This window comes from Planococcus sp. CP5-4_YE (assembly GCF_019042655.1).
In the GTDB taxonomy this organism is placed as follows: Bacteria; Bacillota; Bacilli; order Bacillales_A; family Planococcaceae; genus Planococcus.
On sequence record NZ_JAHPZO010000008.1, the window covers coordinates 98,137 to 117,036 of the forward strand.

The 18,900-nt window shown below is 48.0% G+C and carries 23 protein-coding genes and 1 pseudogene; 10 read left to right on the plus strand and 14 right to left on the minus strand.

Annotated features, from left to right (window positions below):
- Window positions 1-16 precede the first annotated feature (16 nt).
- Complete coding sequence (locus KTG14_RS11060) at window positions 17-253, minus strand: YuzB family protein (RefSeq protein ID WP_068461450.1); 237 nt, start codon at window positions 251-253, stop codon at window positions 17-19.
- Window positions 254-404: 151 nt separating this feature from the next.
- On the opposite strand from KTG14_RS11060, the gene KTG14_RS11065 reads away from it, so the two are divergent.
- The gene (locus tag KTG14_RS11065) at window positions 405-1,472 is read left to right on the plus strand and encodes an NAD(P)/FAD-dependent oxidoreductase (RefSeq protein WP_216971003.1); all 1,068 of its coding nucleotides are present in this window, start codon (window positions 405-407) and stop codon (window positions 1,470-1,472) included.
- Between the two features lie 32 nt (window positions 1,473-1,504).
- On the opposite strand, the gene KTG14_RS11070 is transcribed toward KTG14_RS11065, so the two are convergent.
- On the minus strand, window positions 1,505-1,831 hold the full coding sequence (locus KTG14_RS11070) for a YuzD family protein (RefSeq protein ID WP_216971004.1): 327 nt from the start codon (window positions 1,829-1,831) through the stop codon (window positions 1,505-1,507).
- On the opposite strand from KTG14_RS11070, the pseudogene KTG14_RS11075 reads away from it, so the two are divergent.
- The 6 genes and pseudogenes from KTG14_RS11075 (at window position 1,802) to KTG14_RS11100 (ending at window position 5,346) form a co-directional block, all read left to right on the plus strand.
- A pseudogene (locus KTG14_RS11075) lies at window positions 1,802-2,151 on the plus strand (NifU family protein). The gene KTG14_RS11070 and the pseudogene KTG14_RS11075 sit on opposite strands and share 30 nt — an antisense overlap.
- A gap of 79 nt (window positions 2,152-2,230) precedes the next feature.
- The gene (locus KTG14_RS11080) at window positions 2,231-2,593 is read left to right on the plus strand and encodes a HesB/IscA family protein (RefSeq protein ID WP_216971005.1); all 363 of its coding nucleotides are present in this window, start codon (window positions 2,231-2,233) and stop codon (window positions 2,591-2,593) included.
- A 185-nt stretch (window positions 2,594-2,778) separates the two neighbouring features.
- Window positions 2,779-3,993, plus strand: a complete 1,215-nt coding sequence (locus tag KTG14_RS11085) for an NAD(P)/FAD-dependent oxidoreductase (protein ID WP_216971030.1) — start codon at window positions 2,779-2,781, stop codon at window positions 3,991-3,993.
- 65 nt (window positions 3,994-4,058) lie between these two features.
- Window positions 4,059-4,562: an NUDIX domain-containing protein gene (locus KTG14_RS11090; protein ID WP_216971006.1), complete on the plus strand. Its 504-nt coding sequence runs from the start codon at window positions 4,059-4,061 to the stop codon at window positions 4,560-4,562.
- A gap of 175 nt (window positions 4,563-4,737) precedes the next feature.
- Window positions 4,738-4,866 carry a YuiA family protein gene (locus KTG14_RS11095; protein ID WP_167358030.1) on the plus strand — a complete coding sequence of 43 codons (129 nt, stop codon included), beginning with the start codon at window positions 4,738-4,740 and terminating at the stop codon, window positions 4,864-4,866.
- A 150-nt stretch (window positions 4,867-5,016) separates the two neighbouring features.
- Window positions 5,017-5,346, plus strand: coding sequence for a YuiB family protein (locus KTG14_RS11100; protein WP_216971007.1), 330 nt, complete (start codon window positions 5,017-5,019; stop codon window positions 5,344-5,346).
- A 49-nt stretch (window positions 5,347-5,395) separates the two neighbouring features.
- Here the strand turns inward: KTG14_RS11100 and KTG14_RS11105 are convergent, their stop codons facing one another.
- A complete protein-coding gene (locus KTG14_RS11105; RefSeq protein ID WP_211653763.1) occupies window positions 5,396-5,869 on the minus strand; it encodes a divergent PAP2 family protein in 474 nt (157 codons plus the stop codon).
- A 135-nt stretch (window positions 5,870-6,004) separates the two neighbouring features.
- On the opposite strand from KTG14_RS11105, the gene KTG14_RS11110 reads away from it, so the two are divergent.
- A complete protein-coding gene (locus KTG14_RS11110; protein WP_216971008.1) occupies window positions 6,005-7,498 on the plus strand; it encodes a leucyl aminopeptidase in 1,494 nt (497 codons plus the stop codon).
- A 32-nt stretch (window positions 7,499-7,530) separates the two neighbouring features.
- Here KTG14_RS11110 and mnhG read toward each other — a convergent pair whose 3' ends face one another.
- The 8 genes from mnhG to KTG14_RS11150 all read right to left on the minus strand — a co-directional run bounded on the left by mnhG (window position 7,531) and on the right by KTG14_RS11150 (window position 14,762).
- Window positions 7,531-7,944, minus strand: coding sequence for a monovalent cation/H(+) antiporter subunit G (mnhG, locus tag KTG14_RS11115; protein WP_254178115.1), 414 nt, complete (start codon window positions 7,942-7,944; stop codon window positions 7,531-7,533).
- Window positions 7,895-8,173 carry a Na(+)/H(+) antiporter subunit F1 gene (locus tag KTG14_RS11120; protein ID WP_216971009.1) on the minus strand — a complete coding sequence of 93 codons (279 nt, stop codon included), beginning with the start codon at window positions 8,171-8,173 and terminating at the stop codon, window positions 7,895-7,897. Before KTG14_RS11120 ends, mnhG begins: the two co-directional genes overlap by 50 nt.
- Window positions 8,170-8,649, minus strand: a complete 480-nt coding sequence (locus tag KTG14_RS11125) for a Na+/H+ antiporter subunit E (RefSeq protein WP_216971010.1) — start codon at window positions 8,647-8,649, stop codon at window positions 8,170-8,172. Before KTG14_RS11125 ends, KTG14_RS11120 begins: the two co-directional genes overlap by 4 nt.
- Before the next feature lie 6 nt (window positions 8,650-8,655).
- Window positions 8,656-10,137 carry a Na+/H+ antiporter subunit D gene (locus KTG14_RS11130; protein ID WP_216971011.1) on the minus strand — a complete coding sequence of 494 codons (1,482 nt, stop codon included), beginning with the start codon at window positions 10,135-10,137 and terminating at the stop codon, window positions 8,656-8,658.
- Window positions 10,130-10,477 (minus strand): Na(+)/H(+) antiporter subunit C, encoded by a 348-nt coding sequence (locus KTG14_RS11135; RefSeq protein ID WP_121301099.1) that lies wholly within the window; start codon window positions 10,475-10,477, stop codon window positions 10,130-10,132. The genes KTG14_RS11130 and KTG14_RS11135 overlap by 8 nt, the downstream gene beginning before the upstream one ends.
- Window positions 10,477-10,899: a Na(+)/H(+) antiporter subunit B gene (locus KTG14_RS11140; RefSeq protein WP_216971012.1), complete on the minus strand. Its 423-nt coding sequence runs from the start codon at window positions 10,897-10,899 to the stop codon at window positions 10,477-10,479. Before KTG14_RS11140 ends, KTG14_RS11135 begins: the two co-directional genes overlap by 1 nt.
- Window positions 10,886-13,300: a Na+/H+ antiporter subunit A gene (locus KTG14_RS11145; RefSeq protein WP_216971013.1), complete on the minus strand. Its 2,415-nt coding sequence runs from the start codon at window positions 13,298-13,300 to the stop codon at window positions 10,886-10,888. Before KTG14_RS11145 ends, KTG14_RS11140 begins: the two co-directional genes overlap by 14 nt.
- A 229-nt stretch (window positions 13,301-13,529) precedes the next feature.
- Entirely contained in the window at window positions 13,530-14,762 is a 1,233-nt protein-coding gene (locus KTG14_RS11150) for an MFS transporter (protein WP_216971032.1), read from the minus strand.
- Between the two features lie 131 nt (window positions 14,763-14,893).
- Here KTG14_RS11150 and KTG14_RS11155 point away from each other — a divergent pair, with 131 nt between their 5' ends.
- Complete coding sequence (locus KTG14_RS11155) at window positions 14,894-15,550, plus strand: peptidylprolyl isomerase (protein ID WP_216971014.1); 657 nt, start codon at window positions 14,894-14,896, stop codon at window positions 15,548-15,550.
- A 51-nt stretch (window positions 15,551-15,601) separates the two neighbouring features.
- Here KTG14_RS11155 and KTG14_RS11160 read toward each other — a convergent pair whose 3' ends face one another.
- Window positions 15,602-16,771: a MalY/PatB family protein gene (locus tag KTG14_RS11160; protein ID WP_216971015.1), complete on the minus strand. Its 1,170-nt coding sequence runs from the start codon at window positions 16,769-16,771 to the stop codon at window positions 15,602-15,604.
- A 75-nt stretch (window positions 16,772-16,846) separates the two neighbouring features.
- On the opposite strand from KTG14_RS11160, the gene KTG14_RS11165 reads away from it, so the two are divergent.
- Window positions 16,847-17,107: a DUF1871 family protein gene (locus tag KTG14_RS11165; protein ID WP_216971016.1), complete on the plus strand. Its 261-nt coding sequence runs from the start codon at window positions 16,847-16,849 to the stop codon at window positions 17,105-17,107.
- A gap of 44 nt (window positions 17,108-17,151) precedes the next feature.
- On the opposite strand, the gene KTG14_RS11170 is transcribed toward KTG14_RS11165, so the two are convergent.
- Both KTG14_RS11170 and KTG14_RS11175 read right to left on the minus strand, forming a co-directional pair.
- The gene (locus KTG14_RS11170) at window positions 17,152-17,367 is read right to left on the minus strand and encodes a helix-turn-helix domain-containing protein (RefSeq protein ID WP_171900955.1); all 216 of its coding nucleotides are present in this window, start codon (window positions 17,365-17,367) and stop codon (window positions 17,152-17,154) included.
- A 101-nt stretch (window positions 17,368-17,468) separates the two neighbouring features.
- Window positions 17,469-18,806 (minus strand): sodium-dependent transporter, encoded by a 1,338-nt coding sequence (locus KTG14_RS11175; protein WP_216971017.1) that lies wholly within the window; start codon window positions 18,804-18,806, stop codon window positions 17,469-17,471.
- Window positions 18,807-18,900 lie beyond the last annotated feature (94 nt).

The window sequence follows — 18,900 nt, forward strand, 5'->3', positions numbered from 1 at the left end:
CCGCTCAACAGGCGGCTTAAAACAACGGGTTTTCCTCTATGAATGTATATATTTTCTGGGTTAGCTCTTCGGGGGTGTCCGCTTCCACAATTTCACCATTCACAAGTGCAAATAAGGATTCAGCACATTGGCTACAATAGCTTAAACAACCATATTCGAGTACATCCAGATTCGGGTCCTGTTCTAATTTTGCAAAAGACTCTTCTGAACCATTGGCAAGATTGCTCATGCAAAATTCAATTATCGGATTCATTCCAGCTCACCTCACTACTAGAAAATCCTACCGTGTTTCCGTTCAACCGTCAATTAATTGATTTTGCCGAGAAATGATTGTGAAAGTTATCACAATCAGCTATACTCATATTTGGAATCAACAGCAGAATGACGGGCTAAAGGAGAATTATATGAAAAAACTAGTCTTACTAGGTGGCGGCTATGGCAATATGCGGGTCTTGCTTCGGCTCTTGCCGAATAATTTCCCGCAGGACATGGAAATTATCCTCATCGATCGCACGCCTTTTCACAGCATGAAAACAGAATTTTACGCACTCGCTGCAGGCACAGAATCTGACCACGAGGTGCGTGTCCCGTTTCCTGAGCACGAACGCTTGAAAATCGTCAATGGCGAAATTCGAGAAATCGGTTTGGAAGAAAAATGCATCTTTTTGGAAGACGGCCAGCGCATCGCTTATGATGAATTGGTCATCGGGCTCGGGTGCATTGATAAATATCACGGTGTCCCGGGAGCGGATGAGTTCACGTATAGCATCCAGACCATCGGCAACTCCCGTAAAACCTATGAAGCCTTGCTTGGATTGAAATCAGGGGCTACTGTTGGGGTGGTCGGAGCAGGGCTTAGCGGCATCGAACTTGCCAGTGAACTACGCGAAAGCCGCAAAGATCTGCAAATCAAGCTGTTTGACCGCAGCCCGAGAATTTTGCGCGACTTCCCGGAGCGGCTGAGTAACTTCGTCAAGAAATGGTTCGATAACAACAACGTCGATGTCGTGTCCAATTCGAATATTACAAAAGTAGAACCGAACTTGCTCCACAACCATGAAGAAACGATTCCCGTTGATGCAGTCGTCTGGACGGCGGGCATCCAGCCTGTCAAGCCTGTACGCGACTTGAATTTGGACAGCGACAGCAGCGGTCGTGTCATTATCAATCAATACCATCAATTGCCGAACGATGAGAACGTTTATGTCGTCGGCGATTGTGCTGCACTTCCAATGGCGCCTTCTGCACAGCTTGCAGAAGAGCAAGCCGAACAAATCGTCAAAGTGCTGCGCATGAAATGGAAAGGCGAGGAATTGCCTGAAACGATGCCGGAGATCAAGCTGAAAGGCTTCCTCGGCTCGCTTGGGAAAAAACAAGGCTTTGCCTACCTCGCAGACCGCACTGTCACTGGGCGCATTGCGCGTTTGATGAAATCGGGCGTCTTGTGGATGTACAAATGGCATAATGGGTAAAGAAAAAAGCGCTCCCGGAGCGCTTTTTTTAGTTATTCAGCAGCGGCAAAGCCATGTTTTTCGAGTTCGCGATAAACAGGTTTCAATTGAATATAGCCTTCACCGACCACTTCACCTTCGATCAGCACAAGTGGATAGAAAAATTCATCTTCCAAGATGCGCTCCGCATATTCTTGCTGCTTGGCATTTTGCAGCGGTTTCTCAATATCGATATAGCTTATTGAAAATGGCTGGTCTTTGTATTTTCTCGAGATGGCTGCCTCGAGCCATTCGTAGGTATCCTTGGATGAAGGGGCATTTACACAGCTGGCACAGATCTGGTCGGTTCCATAAACTTCGATGCTCGGTTTTTTTGTCATGAATATTGGCCTCCTGAAAATTCATTATTGGCTTTTTATGCTTATTCACATTATAATGATTGTAATGAAAGGAGTCGATAGAAATGACTGAAGCTATGATGGAAGATCAAGTAATGGAAGTCTTAGATAAATTACGGCCATTCCTTTTGCGCGACGGGGGAGACTGTGAATTGGTGGATGTAGAGGACGGCATTGTGAAATTGCGCCTACTCGGTGCTTGCGGCAGCTGCCCAAGTTCGACCATCACATTGAAAGCGGGCATCGAACGCGCGCTTGTCGAGGAAGTTCCTGGCGTCGTTGAAGTAGAACAAGTCTTTTAATGTCCAGGGGCCTTCTACAGGTCCCTTTTTATGTCTGCCCTAAATGGGTAGTAAAGTGGAAAAGAAAGGGTGAACGTAGATGACACAAGTTGTAGAAATTACAGAAGCCGCTTCTTTCCAAGTGAAAGAAATGATGCGTCATAACGAAGAAGAAGGATCTTTCCTGCGAGTGGCTGTTAAAGGTGGCGGCTGCAGCGGTTTGACGTATGGCATGGGTTTCGAACCGGAAGCGGCAGAAACAGATGATCAATACGAACAGCACGGCATCCGCATCTTGATTAATAAAGAAGATGCCCCAATCCTGAAAGGGACCGTGGTGGACTATAAACAGTCTTTGATGGGCGGCGGATTTACCATCGACAATCCGAACGCTATCGCCTCATGTGGCTGCGGGACGAGTTTCCGCACCGCAAAAAAAGCAGGGACTCCTGAAAACTGCTGATGTAACAACCCGCTTTGTGACAAAAGCGGGTTTTTTTAATTTTCGTTTTGGCTGCGCATCCCGTGTAAGGGCATTCAACTGTTGAAAAGCATTTGCAAAAGGGCTAATATAGAGGATAGGTGTTTACTGGAATCTGTTTATTTATTTCCGGTACATAAAATGACTTGAAGGTGGTTGCGATTGTGTTGAAAAGACCGTCAATATTAGTATTAGGTGCAGGCTATGGTGGACTGACTACTGTAGTGAACCTGCAAAAAGAATTTGGGACAGACGCTGCGGACATTACGCTTATCAACAAAAACGAATATCATTATGAAAGCACATGGCTTCACGAAGCGGCAGCAGGAACTTTGCTTCCGGAACAAGTGCGCTATGATATCGCAGACGTCATCGATACGGGCAAAGTGAACTTTGTTCAAGCCACTGTCGAAGGCATCGACGTAGACAGCAAGAAAGTTTCGACTGACAATGGGGAATTCACATATGACTTCCTTGTCATCGGGCTTGGCTTTGAAGGGGAAACTTTTGGAATCGAAGGACTCGACACATATGCATTGTCGATTGCCAATGTAAAAGCTGCGCGTTACATCCGCGAGCATATCGAATTCCAATTTGCGACTTGGTCTACTGAAGAAGTGAAGAACGACAGCCGCTTGACAATTGTTGTCGGTGGAGCCGGCTTCACTGGAATCGAATTCCTTGGGGAACTTGCAAACCGTGTGCCGGAACTTTGCAAAGAGTATGATGTGCCGCGTGAAAAAGTACGTGTCATCTGTGTAGAAGCTGCACCGATGGTCTTGCCAGGATTCGATCCGGAATTGGTAGACTATGCAGTCGGCCATCTTCAAGCGAAAGGCATTGAGTTTTCTATCGGAACGCCGGTCGTCGAAGCGACTCCTGAAGGCGTGAAGATCAAGAAAAACGATGATGAGTTTGAATTCATCTATGCCGGAACTGTCGTTTGGGCAGCAGGCGTCCGCGGCAACCGCTTAATTGAAGAAACATCCATCGAAAGCATGCGCGCGCGCATTAAAGTTGAAAAAGACATGCGTGCACCAGGCTATTCTGATGTATTCATCGTTGGTGACTGCGCATTGATGATCAATGAAGAAACAAATCGCCCGTACCCGCCAACTGCACAAATTGCGATGCAGCAAGGCGAGCGCATTGCGAAAAACATCAAAGCACTTGCAGGCGACGGGACGACAGAAGAGTTTGTTCCTGATTTGAAAGGAACTGTCTGCTCACTTGGCGAAGAAGATGCGATTGGCGTTGTCTTCGGCAAGAAAGTGACTGGCAAGCGCGCGTCGTTCATGAAGAAAATGATCGATAACCGAGCATTGTACATGATCGGTGGACCTGGATTGGTCTTGAAAAAAGGTAAATTCAAGGTACTATAAAAATGAAAGCCTCCCAGTGCGGGGGGCTTTTTTTCACATGATAGTAAGGAAAGGAGTGGAAAACCATGTCGAGAAGCAAAAGGGGCGATGTCTGGCTCGGCGCTGCCGGGCTGGTCGTAAACCAGCAGAACGAATGGCTCGTCGTCAAGAAGCGCTACGGCGGGCTGCACGGCAAATGGTCTTTGCCAGCAGGATTTGTTGAAAAGGATGAAACAGTCGATCAAGCGGCCTTAAGGGAAGTCAAAGAAGAGACCGGAATCGATTGTGCGGTGCTTGGCATGATCGGTTTTCGCTCGGGAGTGATCAAGGAGAGAATCAGCGACAATATGGCGGTATTCCTGCTGCGCCCGCTCGAAGACGAACAACCCGTCCTAGCACAGCAAGAAGAGCTTTATGAAGCTGCATGGCGCACTCCACAAGACTTATCGGAAGATCAAGATGCCTCGGTCATGCTCCATGAAATGGCTTCATACATAGTAGAGGAAGGGTTCGAACCAATCGAAGATGTTGATCCCGGTCATATTTTTGGCTACACCGACTATAAATTATTTTTCAGGCATAAATACTAAATGCTAATTAACAGACAATTTAGAAAAAAGTAGAATAGCAAAGAATAAAAGAGAATAATGGAGATAAAGGTGTTTGTATCCGTTTACAAACATCTTTTTTTATTTGCAGCTATTTGCGATACGTGATATATTACCAATTATCAGAATATTAAAAACAACAGAGGAGGTGTTTCGAATGACAGTCTTCAAGAAAAGAGCAACTGGCAACCATTGCCCATACTGCGCGGGCCAAGGATATTTCCAATTACGGTTAGGTGGCTCCGAAACGTGCTCCTGCTGTTCAGGATCCGGAAAAAACAAATAAACTGTGAACACACAAAAGAGCAGCTATCGCAGCTGCTCTTTTTTATATCGGGATCCCTTCTGTGACAAAGTCATGAATACTGTTCCTCCACATTGAAAGGGCCTTGTGTTTCGGGTAAACTGAGGAAAGGAATAACGGAGGTTAGAGTCCATGAACAGTTCATTTACCATTGTCCAATTGATCATTTCCATGTTGCTTTTTTATGTGATGTTTTTCGGTATCGGCTTTCTATTGAACATGCTGTTGCGCATGACGTGGCTGATGGCAATTGTCTACCCGGTTGTCATTTTGCTGGTTATTGACGATGTCGGCGTGTTTGATTATTTTACAGCCCCAGGTGAATCCTTTGCCATGCTCGGAGACACGATCCGTTCGTTGACGGGGAGCGATATTGCCGTTCTGACGGCTGGTTTCCTCGGGGCAGTCACTTCTGGATTTGTCATGAAAATATTGCGCAAGATGGGGTATCAAATGTTTTGATTCCGATTATCGAAAAAGCCGGACCGCAAATTGCGGACCGGCTTTTTTTCTAGAGCATGCTGTAGAAGACGACAGACAGCGCGATTCCTGTCAGCGCCCCCATGAACACTTCGCTCGGTTTGTGGCCAAGCAATGTTTTGAGCTCCTCGATTTTCTCTTCTTCTTTCTTCGATGGCCATTTACGGGTTTCTTCCATAAAATTATTCAAATCCTGGCGTAAGCGGTTGATCGTCAATGCTTGTTGCCCAGCCTGAAAACGTACCCCTGTTGCGTCGTACATGGTAATCACCGCAAACAAGGCGGATACCGCGAAGACCGTAGATGAAATGCCTGCCTCATAGGCTACTGCGGTTGTTAATGAAGTCACCGCAGCGGAATGAGAACTCGGCATTCCGCCGGTCGATGTGAAAAGTCCCCAATTCAACTCTCGAGTGACTGCAAATTGAATGGGAATTTTAACGAATTGGGCGAAAAAAATTGCAAACAGCGCAATCATTAATGGCGTATTGGATAACAGTTCCATTTGGCAAGCAGCCCCTTCTACTTAAAATTCCGTACAGAAAGTATAACATACGCCTGGGGCGGCACGCGCTCAGTCAAGCTATTCCGGAAGCCGAAGGAATGTTACACTGGAGATGCAGTTAAAAGGAGGATACTTATGGAAATCAATGTATTAAAACCAGAACAACAAAATGAAGCAGAAATTCTAATCGTCGGCTTGAGCCGCCATCCCGAAAACGCGGATGGCTGGAAAGGCTTGGAGCAGCGCTTTGACGGTCGCCTTGCCGACTGGATTAAAGGTGGGTTATCCTTCGATTCAAGCTCGCTGAGCATTTATCCTACTTTGCAAGGCGATATCCCGCGTGTGTTATTTGTTGGGATCGGTGACCGTAAAAAACTGACGGAAGATGATTTGCGCCGTTCATTCGGCATCGCTGGAAAGCAATTGGTCAAAGAAAAAATTCGCCATGCTGCCATTTACACAGCATCTTTCGAAAATGGAGAAGTGAACAGCGAACAAGTTGCGCACGTAGCTGCTGAAGGCATTCAAATGGGCGCTTACCGCTTTGCCGATTATAAAACCAACTCCAATGAAGTGGATCATCCGCTCGAATCACTGAGTTTTTTGACGGAACAGCCGGCCGATGCCATCCGCCAGGCGGCTTTCGTTGGCACAGTCCATGCCGAGGCAGTCAATGAAGCAAGAACGCTCGTCAATATGCCGGCAAATATCTTAACGCCAACAGCAATGGCTGAATATGCACAAGAGCTTAGCGAAACTTACGGATTTGAAACGGATATCCTTGGACGCAATGAAATCGAAGAGCTCGGCATGGGTGCATTGCTTGCAGTCAACCAAGGTTCTGTCGAAGAACCGCGTCTGATCGTGATGAAATACAAAGCGACAGACAGTTTTGAAGCACCGCTTGCACTTGTCGGTAAAGGCATCACCTTTGACACGGGTGGTTATTCGCTCAAGCCGAAAGATGGCATTGTTGGCATGAAAGGGGATATGGGCGGAGCAGCGGCTGTACTCGGCGCAATGCGTGTCATTGGGGAGCTAAAGCCGGATAAGGACGTAGTAGCTGTCATTGCATCCACTGATAATATGGTGTCAGGCAATGCCTTCAAGCCGGACGATGTCATCACCTCAATGAGCGGCAAGACCATTGAAATCCTCAATACAGATGCAGAAGGGCGTTTGGTATTGGCGGATGCTGTCACGTACGCCAAGCAGCTCGGCGCAAGCCAAGTGGTCGACGTAGCGACATTAACGGGCGGCGTCATCGTCGCACTCGGCAAAGACAAAACCGGTGCGTTGACGAACGATGACTCGTTTTATAGCAAGTTGGTAGACGTCTCGAAGAAAACGGGTGAGTTTGTCTGGCAATTGCCGCTTACCGAAAACGACAAAAAACGCCTGCGCAAAAGCGATGTCGCTGATTTGAACAATTCGCCCGGGCGCGACGGCCATATGATTTTCGGTGGCGGCTTTGTCGGCGAATTCGTCGGCGACACCCCATGGATCCACCTCGATATCGCCGGAACTTCACACGCCGATGCAGCGCATGATTTGGGCCCACAGGGAGGCACTGGCGCCATGGTGCGCACACTTGCGTCATTTGTGGAAAAGCTTGGTAACAATGAATAAAAAAAACTGCAGCCAAATCGGCTGCAGTTTTTTTATTCATTTTCAAGTTCTTCTTGCTGGTTATTTTTGCGTTTTTCAATCGCTGGACCCATGTCGTCGCGCACTGTTTCTTCCGCGACTTTAATGCCTGTCATATAAGCGGCACGGCCGATCAAATGGCCAGCGACGGGTTGCGTGATGAACAGGAAGGCGATGGCAATAACCATCTGCGTGTTGAAGATGCCTTCATTAAACCAAAAATGGACGAAGGTACCGAGCAGAATCGATAACACACCGAGTGTCGAACTCTTAGAGGCTGCGTGTGTCCGTGTGTAGACGTCCGGTAGCCTGATGAGCCCGAGGGCAGTGACGGCACTGAAGAGGACGCCAGTGCTGATTAAAAGGATGATTAGGATATCAACGAGGATCTCGATTGAAAATCTCCCCTCTCTCCAGGAATTTCGCAAAGGCGGCCGTTCCGATAAAGGACAGGATGCTCATCAATAGTATGACCTCCAGGAAAAATTCCGTCTCAATGATGAGTGACAACAAAGCAACGATCGACACCAGTGTCACGCCGATCGCATCAAGTGCGACTACGCGGTCTGCGACTGTAGGGCCTTTGACGAGGCGGAACAACAGGCCAGCAAAGGAAATGCTGACAATGAACAGGGCAACCCAGTAAAACATCATCATGACCGGCTCACCTCCAATATCGCCCGTTCAAACGTATTTTTTATGGATAAAACGGCCGAGTCAATGTCTTCGAAATCCAAGGCATGGATATACAGGCGTTTTTGGTCTTCAGAAATGCCGATAACCAAAGTGCCTGGAGTTAATGTAATTAAGGCCGACAGCAAGGTTACTTGCCAGTCGTCATCGAGTTCCGTCTCCATTTCAAAAATGGCCGGTTTGATGTTCATATTTGGGCTTACAACGATCGACAGCACCTGGATGCTTGACATGAAAAGTTCACGTAGGAATAACAGGAACAGTGAGATTAACGCCCAGACGCGCAGGATGTACAATCGTTTTGAGAAAAACCGGCGCATCAAGATAATGATGCCGAGGCCGATCAAAAAGCCGATGACGAATCCGGAAGGAGTGAAAGACACGGTCATGAACATCCAGACGAGCGCCAAAAAGAAATTCAATAGAACTTGTAAAGACATTAAGACCTACTCCTTTAATACCGCATCAATATAGAGCGATGGATTCAGCAGCACTTCACCCGCGTCCGAAACGAACGGCATGAAGAGTTCCGCACCGGCGCCGAGGAATACAGTCAAGGCGACGAGTATAGCTGTTGGGACGAACATCGATAGATAATGTTTTCGGTCGATCGTGACAATCTTCACCGGTTCGCCCCAGAATGCATAGATGAAGATACGGACAACGCTTAGCAACACGAGCAAGCTAGTCGCCAGAATCACAAGGCTGCCCCAGAAATGGGTGCCTTCGAAACCGCCTTGGACGATCAACAATTTGCCGGGGAATCCGCTGAGCGGGGGAATGCCGGCAAGACCGAATGCTGCAACAAGGAAGGTCCAGCCAAAGAGCGGATAGCTCTTGATTAACCCGCCCATCTTGCGCAAATCGCTGGTTCCGAAAATGACGGTTAAGATACCGACCAGAAGGAACAATGCCGCTTTAATAAGCATATCGTGCACCAAATAGAAAATGGAGCCTTCGACGCCTGCTGCGTTCATTTGCGAAATGCCGAATAGGATAACGCCGACCGCGATGATGATGTTGTAGATGATGATCTTTTTTACATCAAAATAAGCAAGCGCGCCGACGCAGCCAGCCAGGATGGTCAAAATCGCAATGATCGCCAACAATTCGTGGGTAAAACCTGTATTCATTGTGAAGAATAAGGTATAGGTTCTCATGATGGCGTAGACGCCGACTTTCGTCAGCAATGCGCCGAACAAGGCAAGAATCGCCATGGGCGGTGCGAAATAAGAACCTGGCAGCCAAAAGTACAATGGGAAAATCGCCGCTTTGAAACCGAAGACGACCAGGAACAAGACGGCAATGACCGTTAGGATGCCGACTGCTTCGATCTGTGGGATCTTAACAGCCAAGTCAGCCATATTGAGCGTACCGGTAACAGAGTATAGATAAGCGACTGCGGAAACGAATAAGGCCGATGAAATGATGTTCACCAGCAAGTACTTAATTGATTCGCGCAGTTGCGGTTTTTCACCGCCGTGAACGATCAATGCATAAGAAGCCATCAACAACACTTCAATAAAGACGAATAAGTTGAAGATATCACCTGTTGTAAAGGCGCCGTTCACTCCGGTCATCAAGAACAACACGGCCGGGTAATAGAACGACTGCTCGCGTTTTACACCGATCGTTGGGATGCTGTAAAACAATACGAACAGCGTGACGATGGTGGAACTCAGTACCAACAGTACCGAGAACATATCGGATACCATGGAAATGCCGAACGGGGCAGGCCAGCTGCCGAGCGTGACAGCTTGGACGCCGTCGTTAGAAACTTTCGAGAATAGCACAAGCGCTGAGGCGAGTGTCGCAGCAACGCCGCCAATCGCCACTGCGCGTTGCATGTGCAACTTTTTCGGGAACAGCATCAAGATGGCGGCAAAAATCAATGGAATGACTACGGGGAACAAAGCTAAATTACTCATAATCTTCTGTACCTCTCAATAGCTCCATATTGTCTGTGCCAAGTTCCTGGTAGGCGCGGTAAGCGAGCACCAGGAAAAATGACGTGACGGCGAACGAAATAACGATCGCTGTCAGGATCAGCGCCTGTGGCAGAGGGTCGGCATAATCGCTAACCGTTACCCCATCAGCCACAACGGGCGGCGCTGTGCCGCCGAGGCCGCCCATTGTCAATAGCAATAGGTGGGCGCCGTGGCTCAAAAGGCCTGTGCCGATAATGATGCGAATCAAACTTTTCGATAGCATTAAATATACAGCTGCCATGAACAATAAGCCGATGGCAACCGACATGACTATTTCCATTATTCATCCTCTCCAATCGTTTGAATAATGGTCATCGTTACTCCTACAACAACCAAATAGACGCCTATATCAAATAGCAATGCCGAGTGCAGGGAAGTTTCGCCAAACAATGGCAAATCGAAATAATCATAGGCGTGCGTGAAGAATGGGACATCAAAAACGATCGATGCGCTGGCGGTTGCGATAGCAATCAACAAGCCGACAGCGGATAACACCACGTAATTGATTGGGATAATTTTCTTGACGGTGGGGATGTCGAACGCAAGCATCAACAAGACGATGGCACTTGCGGTTAATAATCCCCCGACAAATCCTCCGCCTGGTGTATAATGTCCAGCGAAGAAAATATGGACAGCGAACATCAAGATGATGAAGGTCACCACTTTCGTGGCGGTTTGAAGCATGACATCATTTGTTCTCATGCTGACCCTCCTTTTTCGTGAGGCGAAGGCGGATCATCGTAATAATCCCGATGCCCGCAATGCCGAGTACTGCAATCTCGAACAAGGTGTCAAACCCGCGGTAATCGACAAGAATGACGTTGACGATATTCCCGCCGCCTGCTTCTTTATACACGGTTTCTTTGTAGAATTCAGAAATCGATGGCAAAGATTTTTGTGAATGTGCCGACAAGGCAACTAAGGTCATCGTGACACCGACGCCAAGTGCGACAAGTGCATTGCCGAAACGGAATTTCATGCGCTCTTCTTTACGGCTGATCTGCGGCAAATGATAGAACGCCAGCAAGAACAAGGCAACCGAGATGGTTTCGATAACCAGTTGTGTCAACGCCAAGTCAGGTGCGCGGAAGATGACGAACAGCAGTGCCACCGAATAACCCACAGCCCCGAGTGCGATAATCGCGGTCAAGCGGGACTTGGAACCGAGAATCGTCAAGGTTGCGCCGACCAATGCCAGCAGGATGACGATTTCGTAAACGCCAATTGGCGCCAAATTGCTGAAATCGATCTGGAACGCTTCGTTCAAGAACAAGGTCAGCAAAACGATGAACGTCATAAAGCTGAACATATAGACAAGGTAGGACCGGATAAAGCCTGTCATATAAATCCGGGAGAAGCGGTTGGCCCCTCCGTAGCTGAGCAGCATCATTTCATCGTAGAGACGGTTCAGTGAAATTGAATCTGGATAAACATCGTATAGATGCTGCCATTTGCGAAGCGTCCAGAACATTAAGCCGCCGATTGCAAAAATGCCGAGCGTCATGAACAATTCGGTATTGAATCCATGCCATGCAGAAACGTGGATATCCACATTCTGCGGCGAATCGTAAAGAAACGGCTGGATTGCGGCAACGGCTGGCTTCACTAGCCAATCCCCAATTAAGTTCGGGATGAAGAAAATCAATACGACTAGCGCGGCCAGGAACACTGGTGAAATGAGCATGCCAATTGGTGCTTCGTGCGCTTGTTTCGGCAATTCTTCCGGCTGATGTTTGCCGGCAAATGTATGGAACACGAAATACAAGCTATAGATGAACGTGAAGACCGAGCCAATCCAAGCGATGATCGGGAACAATACCCACCAGACGTCCATCGAGAACATATTGAATTCCTGCAGCGACAGCATCGCCGTCAAGAACATCTCTTTACTGAGGAAGCCGTTGAAAGGCGGGAGGCCCGCCATCGACAAGGAGCCGATCAAGGCGACCGTGAAACTGACAGGCATCAAGCTCATCAAACCGCCGAGTTTCCGGATATCGCGCGTCCCTGTTTCATGATCGATAATGCCGGCAATCATGAACAGGCTTCCTTTGAAGGTTGCGTGGTTGATCAGATGGAAAATTGCCGCAAACGCTGCGTATTTCAAGTAAGTATCAGCTGCGCCTTCTACATGATAGGCTGCTGCGCCGACACCAAGCAGAGACATGATAAGACCTAGCTGGGATACAGTCGAGAAGGCCAAAATTCCTTTCAAGTCTTTCTGCTTCAAGGCGAAGAATGATGCCCACACCATAGTGAACAACCCGACGCCGGCAACTAACCACATCCATACTTCGGACAAGGCGAAGACAGGCGTCAAGCGGGCAACCAAATAGATGCCCGCTTTAACCATGGTCGCGGAGTGGAGATAAGCACTGACAGGCGTTGGTGCTTCCATCGCGTCCGGCAGCCAGATGTAGAACGGAAATTGTGCTGATTTCGTAAATGCGCCGAGCAGCACGAGAACCAAAGCCCAGATGAAGAAATCATGCTGTGCCAGTTCTGGGGCTTGGGCGATCAATTCGCGAATCGAATACGTGCCGCCCATGATGCTGAGCAGCACAAATCCCCCAAGCATCATCAACCCGCCGAAGACGGTGATCATCATCGACTTCAACGCGCCAAATCTGGAGCGGTCACGCGTATACCAATAGGCGATTAATAGGAACGAGGAAATTGAAGTTAATTCCCAGAACAAGTACAGCGTAATCAGGTGATCCGATTGAACGACGCCAAGCATGGCGCTCATGAAGATCAACAGATATACATAAAAATTATGTAATTGTTCGCGGTGCTTGTCCAAATAGAAAATCGAGTAGAGCACGACGAGCGCGCCGATTCCAGTAATCAGCAAAGTGAACAATAAACTCAACCCATCTAGATATGCAACAAAAGCGATATCGAGGGAAGGGATCCAGGAAAGTTCAGATACATAAGTGCCACCTTCCATAACTGAAGGAAGGCGGGTGGCGTAGTATAAGAACAGCGCTGCCGGAACCAGCAAAACGAACCAGCCTGTGTGAATCTGGCCGAGTCGTTTGAATAGCAGCGGAATAAACAGTGCTGCAAGGATCGGTATAAAAATCAGAAATACAAGAGACAAATGAATCCTCCTTCCAAAGTGGTACGTGATGAGTTTCTAATTAAAAAGTATAACGCATTTAGAGCGGTTTTGCACCGAACACCCTCGCGGCAAAGAGAAGCGGCGTGAAGATTTCTAGCGTTTTGTAATAGGAAGAAACTCTGTAATCTGACTATTGCGAATTTAAAAATGCACAAAAAAAGACCGGTTGAAGGAGTGTCACTCATTCAACCGGTCTTTTTGACTGAAGCTAAGAATGTTTTAATTCCTGTTCCAGGAGAACATCCTCGAAATCCTGTTCTGGTTGTTTTTTCGTATACCAAAGGAAAGCGAAAGCAAAAACAAATAATGAGCCGGTTACGATAAAAACGGAAGAAATTCCGATAAAGCCGCTGATGATGCCGCCAAACATCGGCCCGACGATATTGCCGAGGAACCGGAAGCTGGTGTTATAACCCATCACTTCGCCTTGAATATCGATTGGTGCTTCACGGCGCATCAGGGCAGTCGTAGTCGGGATCATGCCGCCGACTGCTACGCCGAAGAATAGGCGCAAAACGATGAGCTGCCATAGTTCGGTAACAAAAGCTTGCGGGATGATGAACACAAATGCGAGCAGTAACAGCAAGCCGAGAATTTTCTCATAGCCGACCGAATCCCCGAGCCGTCCCCAAAGCCTAGCGAACAGCAGATTGCCAACGCCTGTCGCGCTGAAGGTGACGCCTGCAAGAAAGGCCACTTGAGCGGTGCCTTCTGTCAATTCCGCTACATATAAAGACAATAAAGGCTGGATGCTAAAATTGCCGATTTGGATCAATGCTGTGATAATCATGACATTGAGCAATAGGCGGTGGTGCAAGATGCCATGGATCACGGTGCTGCGCGCATAGACATGGGCCCCTTTTCGTTTCGGCTTGCGGATTTCTTTCAACCCGAAGACGACGAACAAGGCGGCGATGCCAATGATGCTTGCGGTAATGAGGAAGGTGTACGTGAAACCGAACGCATCCGCCATCAAGCCGCCGATTACCGGCCCGAATAAAGTGCCTGACACACTGCCCATTTGAAGCGTGCCGAGCGTTTTGCCGGCGGTCTCCTTGGACGTCTGGGAACTGACGAAAGCTAGTGAAGTTGGGATGAATCCCGTCACGACCCCCATGAACAAACGGATCATGAATAATCCGAGCACCGAATCGGCCGTCCCCATCAAAAAGATGCTAGTGGCAATCCCGAAGCCGTTGATGATCAATATCGGTTTGAAACCGTATTTGTCTGCGATGCGCCCCCATACCGGGGACATGAACAATGCGGCAACGAAGGTCACGCCAAACACCAACCCTGACCAACGCTGCACATATTCATCCGAAAAATTGCCGAGTGATTCAATGTACAGCGACAAAAACGGCATGATCATCGTCGTGCTGCCGGCGACCAGGAAATTGGTGAACATGATAATGTAGAAATTTCTTTTTTGAGTATCCAGTTGGAACCCCTTCTTTCTGAAAACCAAATCTCTTCCTATATTATATAATAGTTCGTTACCCGAAAAAAGCAGAATAAATTACCACTGTATTCTGAATTGTTCTGTGCTAGAATAAAGCGGGGTGAAACGAAATGAAAAAGAGTATATGGTTAGTACTACTTCTAGTCTGTACAGTTGCATTAGCGGCTTGCGGGAATTCTGAAGAAGAGCCACAAGGCTATCCACAGCTGGAACCAGGCATAACGGAAGAAACGGTTGTGGATTTGAATACATCCGAAGGCACGATCCGCATCCGGCTATTCCCGGAAATCGCGCCAAAAGCAGTAGAGAATTTCCTTGGGCACGCCGAATCCGGTTATTATGAAGGCGTCATTTTCCACCGAGTCATTGAGGACTTTATGTTGCAGACCGGTGATCCGACCGGCACAGGGGGCGGAGGCGAAAGCATTTATGGCGAGCCGTTCGAAGACGAATTCAGCGATCGGCTATTCAATTTCCGGGGTGCTTTGTCGATGGCAAACGCAGGGCCGGGAACGAATGGCAGCCAATTCTTTATTGTCCAAGCAAAAGAAATTGAAGAAGGCAGCGCCTCCGATTATCCAGAAGAAATCACTGCCGCTTACAAAGAAATGGGCGGAACGCCTTGGCTTGACGGGATGCACACCGTCTTTGGCCAGGTTGACGAAGGCATGGACGTCGTCGATAAAATCGCTGCTGTTGAAAAAGGTGCAAATGATAAACCGCTTGAAGACATCGTCATCGAATCAATCGATATCATTGAGCAATAAGAAAAAGCTATCGCCTCGAGCGATAGCTTTTTTCCTGTTTATAATGAATCATCAACGGAGTGCGCGGATAATTCGGCTAACGCCATCTTCCAAGGTCTGCCTAGGGCACGCGATATTCATGCGCAAGAAACCGCGGCCGGCTTCACCGTATTTCGATCCCGGTTCAAGCGCCACTTTGCCTTTTTCAAGCAGGCGTTGCATCACGTCATCTTCAGTGAGCCCCAACGCCCGGTAATCGATCCATAATAAATAAGTCGATTGCGGCTTGCGAATCTTCAAGCCAGGAACTTCTTGTTCGAGCCGTTCCACCGCATAATCGATATGGTGGGCCAATACTTCGAGCAATTCAGTCAGCCATGGTTCGCCCTGTTCGTACGCGGCTTTCCAGGCAACAGGGGCAAATGCATTCAACGATCCGGTGCCATGCGCTTGCATATGCTGTTCTAGTCGTGTGCGCTTGTCGGAATCAGCAGCGACAATCATCGCTGCTTGAATGCCAGCTAGGTTAAAGGTTTTCGTCGGCGCGATGCACGTGAAGATGCGGTTTCGTTCACTGCCGGCAACCGACAGCAGCGGTGTATGGGTTTCGCCTGTATGGATCAAATCGCAATGGATTTCGTCCGAAAGAATCAAAACATCATGGCGTGAGCACAACGCAACGATGTGCTCCAACTCTTTCATTGTCCATAATTTGCCGCTGGGGTTGTGTGGATTACACAAGATGAACAAACGGGCTTTTCCAAGCTTGGCTTCAAAATCAACCCAGTCGATGGTGTACCCGCCGTCTTGCTCTGTCAATTCGGAGTACAGGACTCCGCGCCCAAGATTTTGAGGGATGGAGAAAAATGGCGGATAGACAGGCGGCGTCACCAGCACTGAATCACCTACTTCAGTAAAGACATCAATGATACTGGCCATGGCCGGGATAACGCCTTGGTGAAACAGCATCCAATCTGTTTCGACTGTTAAGCCGTGGCGTTTTTTCAGCCAATTCGCAGCTGCCGTTTTGCATTCCTCGCATATGTATGAGTAACCGAAAATCGGATGTTCCAATCGTTCTCGCAAAGCATCAGTCACTGGAGGCGGAGCCGGAAAGTCCATATCCGCTACCCACATCGGCAGTATGCCAGATGCATCTTGGATTCCGTAGATTTTCTCCATCCGCTCCCATTTCACGGAACGGCTTTTCCTGCGGTCATGCACTTGTTCGAACAAATTCAAAGCAATCTCCTCATTTCTTTTGGGTTTCTATGATATTATAGCTGGTAACGATACAGGAATGATAGGTGAAAGCGAATGGATACGGTGAACATGGATAAAAGAGCGCTGAGAATTATGGAAGGGTGGGACCCCTTTTCTGTCGGCACGGGCGAATACAATACAGAAGCTGCCGATGTCATCGACAAGCTGCACGATATCGACCATCCATCAGATTTAGCGAAAGCGATCCAAGGCATATACGAATCAAGATTCAAGCAATGGATTCCGCTGGAAAAATGCGTAGAAGTTTCCTATAAGCTATTGGCTGTAAAGTATGAAGCGAAACACATCATTTGAAAAAAGCCAAAATAAAAAAGCTTCGGCACATTGCCGGAGCTTTTTTATTTTGTTGTTTCCAACCCGTCAAGCAAATTGGAAGCAGGAACTTCGAGTGCATTCGATAGCACAAGGATCGTTTGGACGGATGGTACTTCTTCGCCGCTTTCATAGGATTCAAGCCGTGCTGTGCCGATGCGTGTCTTTAAGGACAAGTCATCGAGCGACAAATTGCGTTCTTCCCGCAGCATTTTCAATTGGGTGTGCAAATCTTTTTTCAAAGTCATACACTCCTTTTCTTAAAGACTTCCTTCTAGCTCTATTATACCACGCAGGAGTGTTTTCTTATATAAAGAGTTGTGGCATTTTTCGAACAATGGAATCAAGTAAAGATATCGATCATGCCGTTGATGAAGACGATGACGATAGCAGCAGGTGCAACATAGCGCACCAACACACGCCACACTTCAACCCACGTCTTTTGCTGTGTCAGTTCATTATGCGCATCTTTATTGCTGAGGACATATCCGGCAAACAAAGAGATGAACAATGCACCGAGCGGCAAGCCAATACGGCTCGTCAAGATATCCATGAAGTCAAAGAAGGTATAGCCGAAGAAAACGGGCTCGCTCATGACGCCAAACGACAAAGCGCTCGGAATGCCGACAACGAAAATTGCCAAGCCGATGATGAATGCCAGACGGCGGCGGCGGTCGTATTTGTTTTTGACGGCGATCGATACCGTAATCTCAAGCATCGAGATGGATGAGGTCAAAGTAGCGAACAATAATAGGACGAAGAAAATGATGATCAGGAATTGCCCCATGAACAATTGGTCGAAAATGGCCGGCAAGATGATGAAGACTAGCCCCGGCCCTTGATCCGGCAAGTAATCAAGTGCAAATACTGCCGGGAAGATGATCAACCCGGCCATGATGGAAATGACGATGTTCAAAGTCACAACGCTTACAGCTGAACGCGTCAAATTTTCGGATTTCTTCAAGTAGGATGCATAAGTGATCATTCCGGCAACACCGACGCTCAAGGAGAAGAACGCTTGCCCGAGAGCGACAAGTGCCGTTTCGAAATTGAAGAACGACCAGTCTGGCACGAACATAAAGCGAATGCCTTCCATCGCCCCGTCGAGTGTCAATGAACGGATCATCAAGATGACGAAGAAGATGAGCAAGGCCGGCATCATGATTTTACTGGCGCGTTCAATACCGGCTTTTATGCCCCCTTGGACAATCCAAATCGTCAATCCCATAAACGCTGCCTGTGCGATCAGCACTTCCCATGGATTGCTGATAATGCCGCCAAACAACTCGGCAAAATCTGCATCACCGAGCCCCGACAATTGCAAGGTAACGGCGCGTACTAGATACGACAGCACCCAGCCACCGACTACACTGTAAAAGGAAAGGATCAAGAAAGAAAAAATAAATCCGGACCAGCCGATTAAATACCAAGGCTTTCCGGGTGCTTGTTTTTTGAGTCCGCTAACGGCATCTGCCTGTCCGCGGCGCCCGATGACGAATTCAGCAAGCAAGATCGGCAAACCGATCAAGACGGTGCTCAAGATAAACAGCAAAATGAATACGCTGCCCCCGTTTGCGCCGGTTTCGTATGGGAACTTCCAAATCGCCCCGAGGCCGATTGCACTGCCGGCTGCTGCGAGTATGAAACCGATCTTGGACGTCCATTGTTCACGTGCTTTCATAATTGGTTCCTCCTAAATCGATTAGATTTCACTATTTTACACGAGCCCCCCAGAAAAAAATAGAATTATTTAAAAATGCATTGAATTTCTTCTG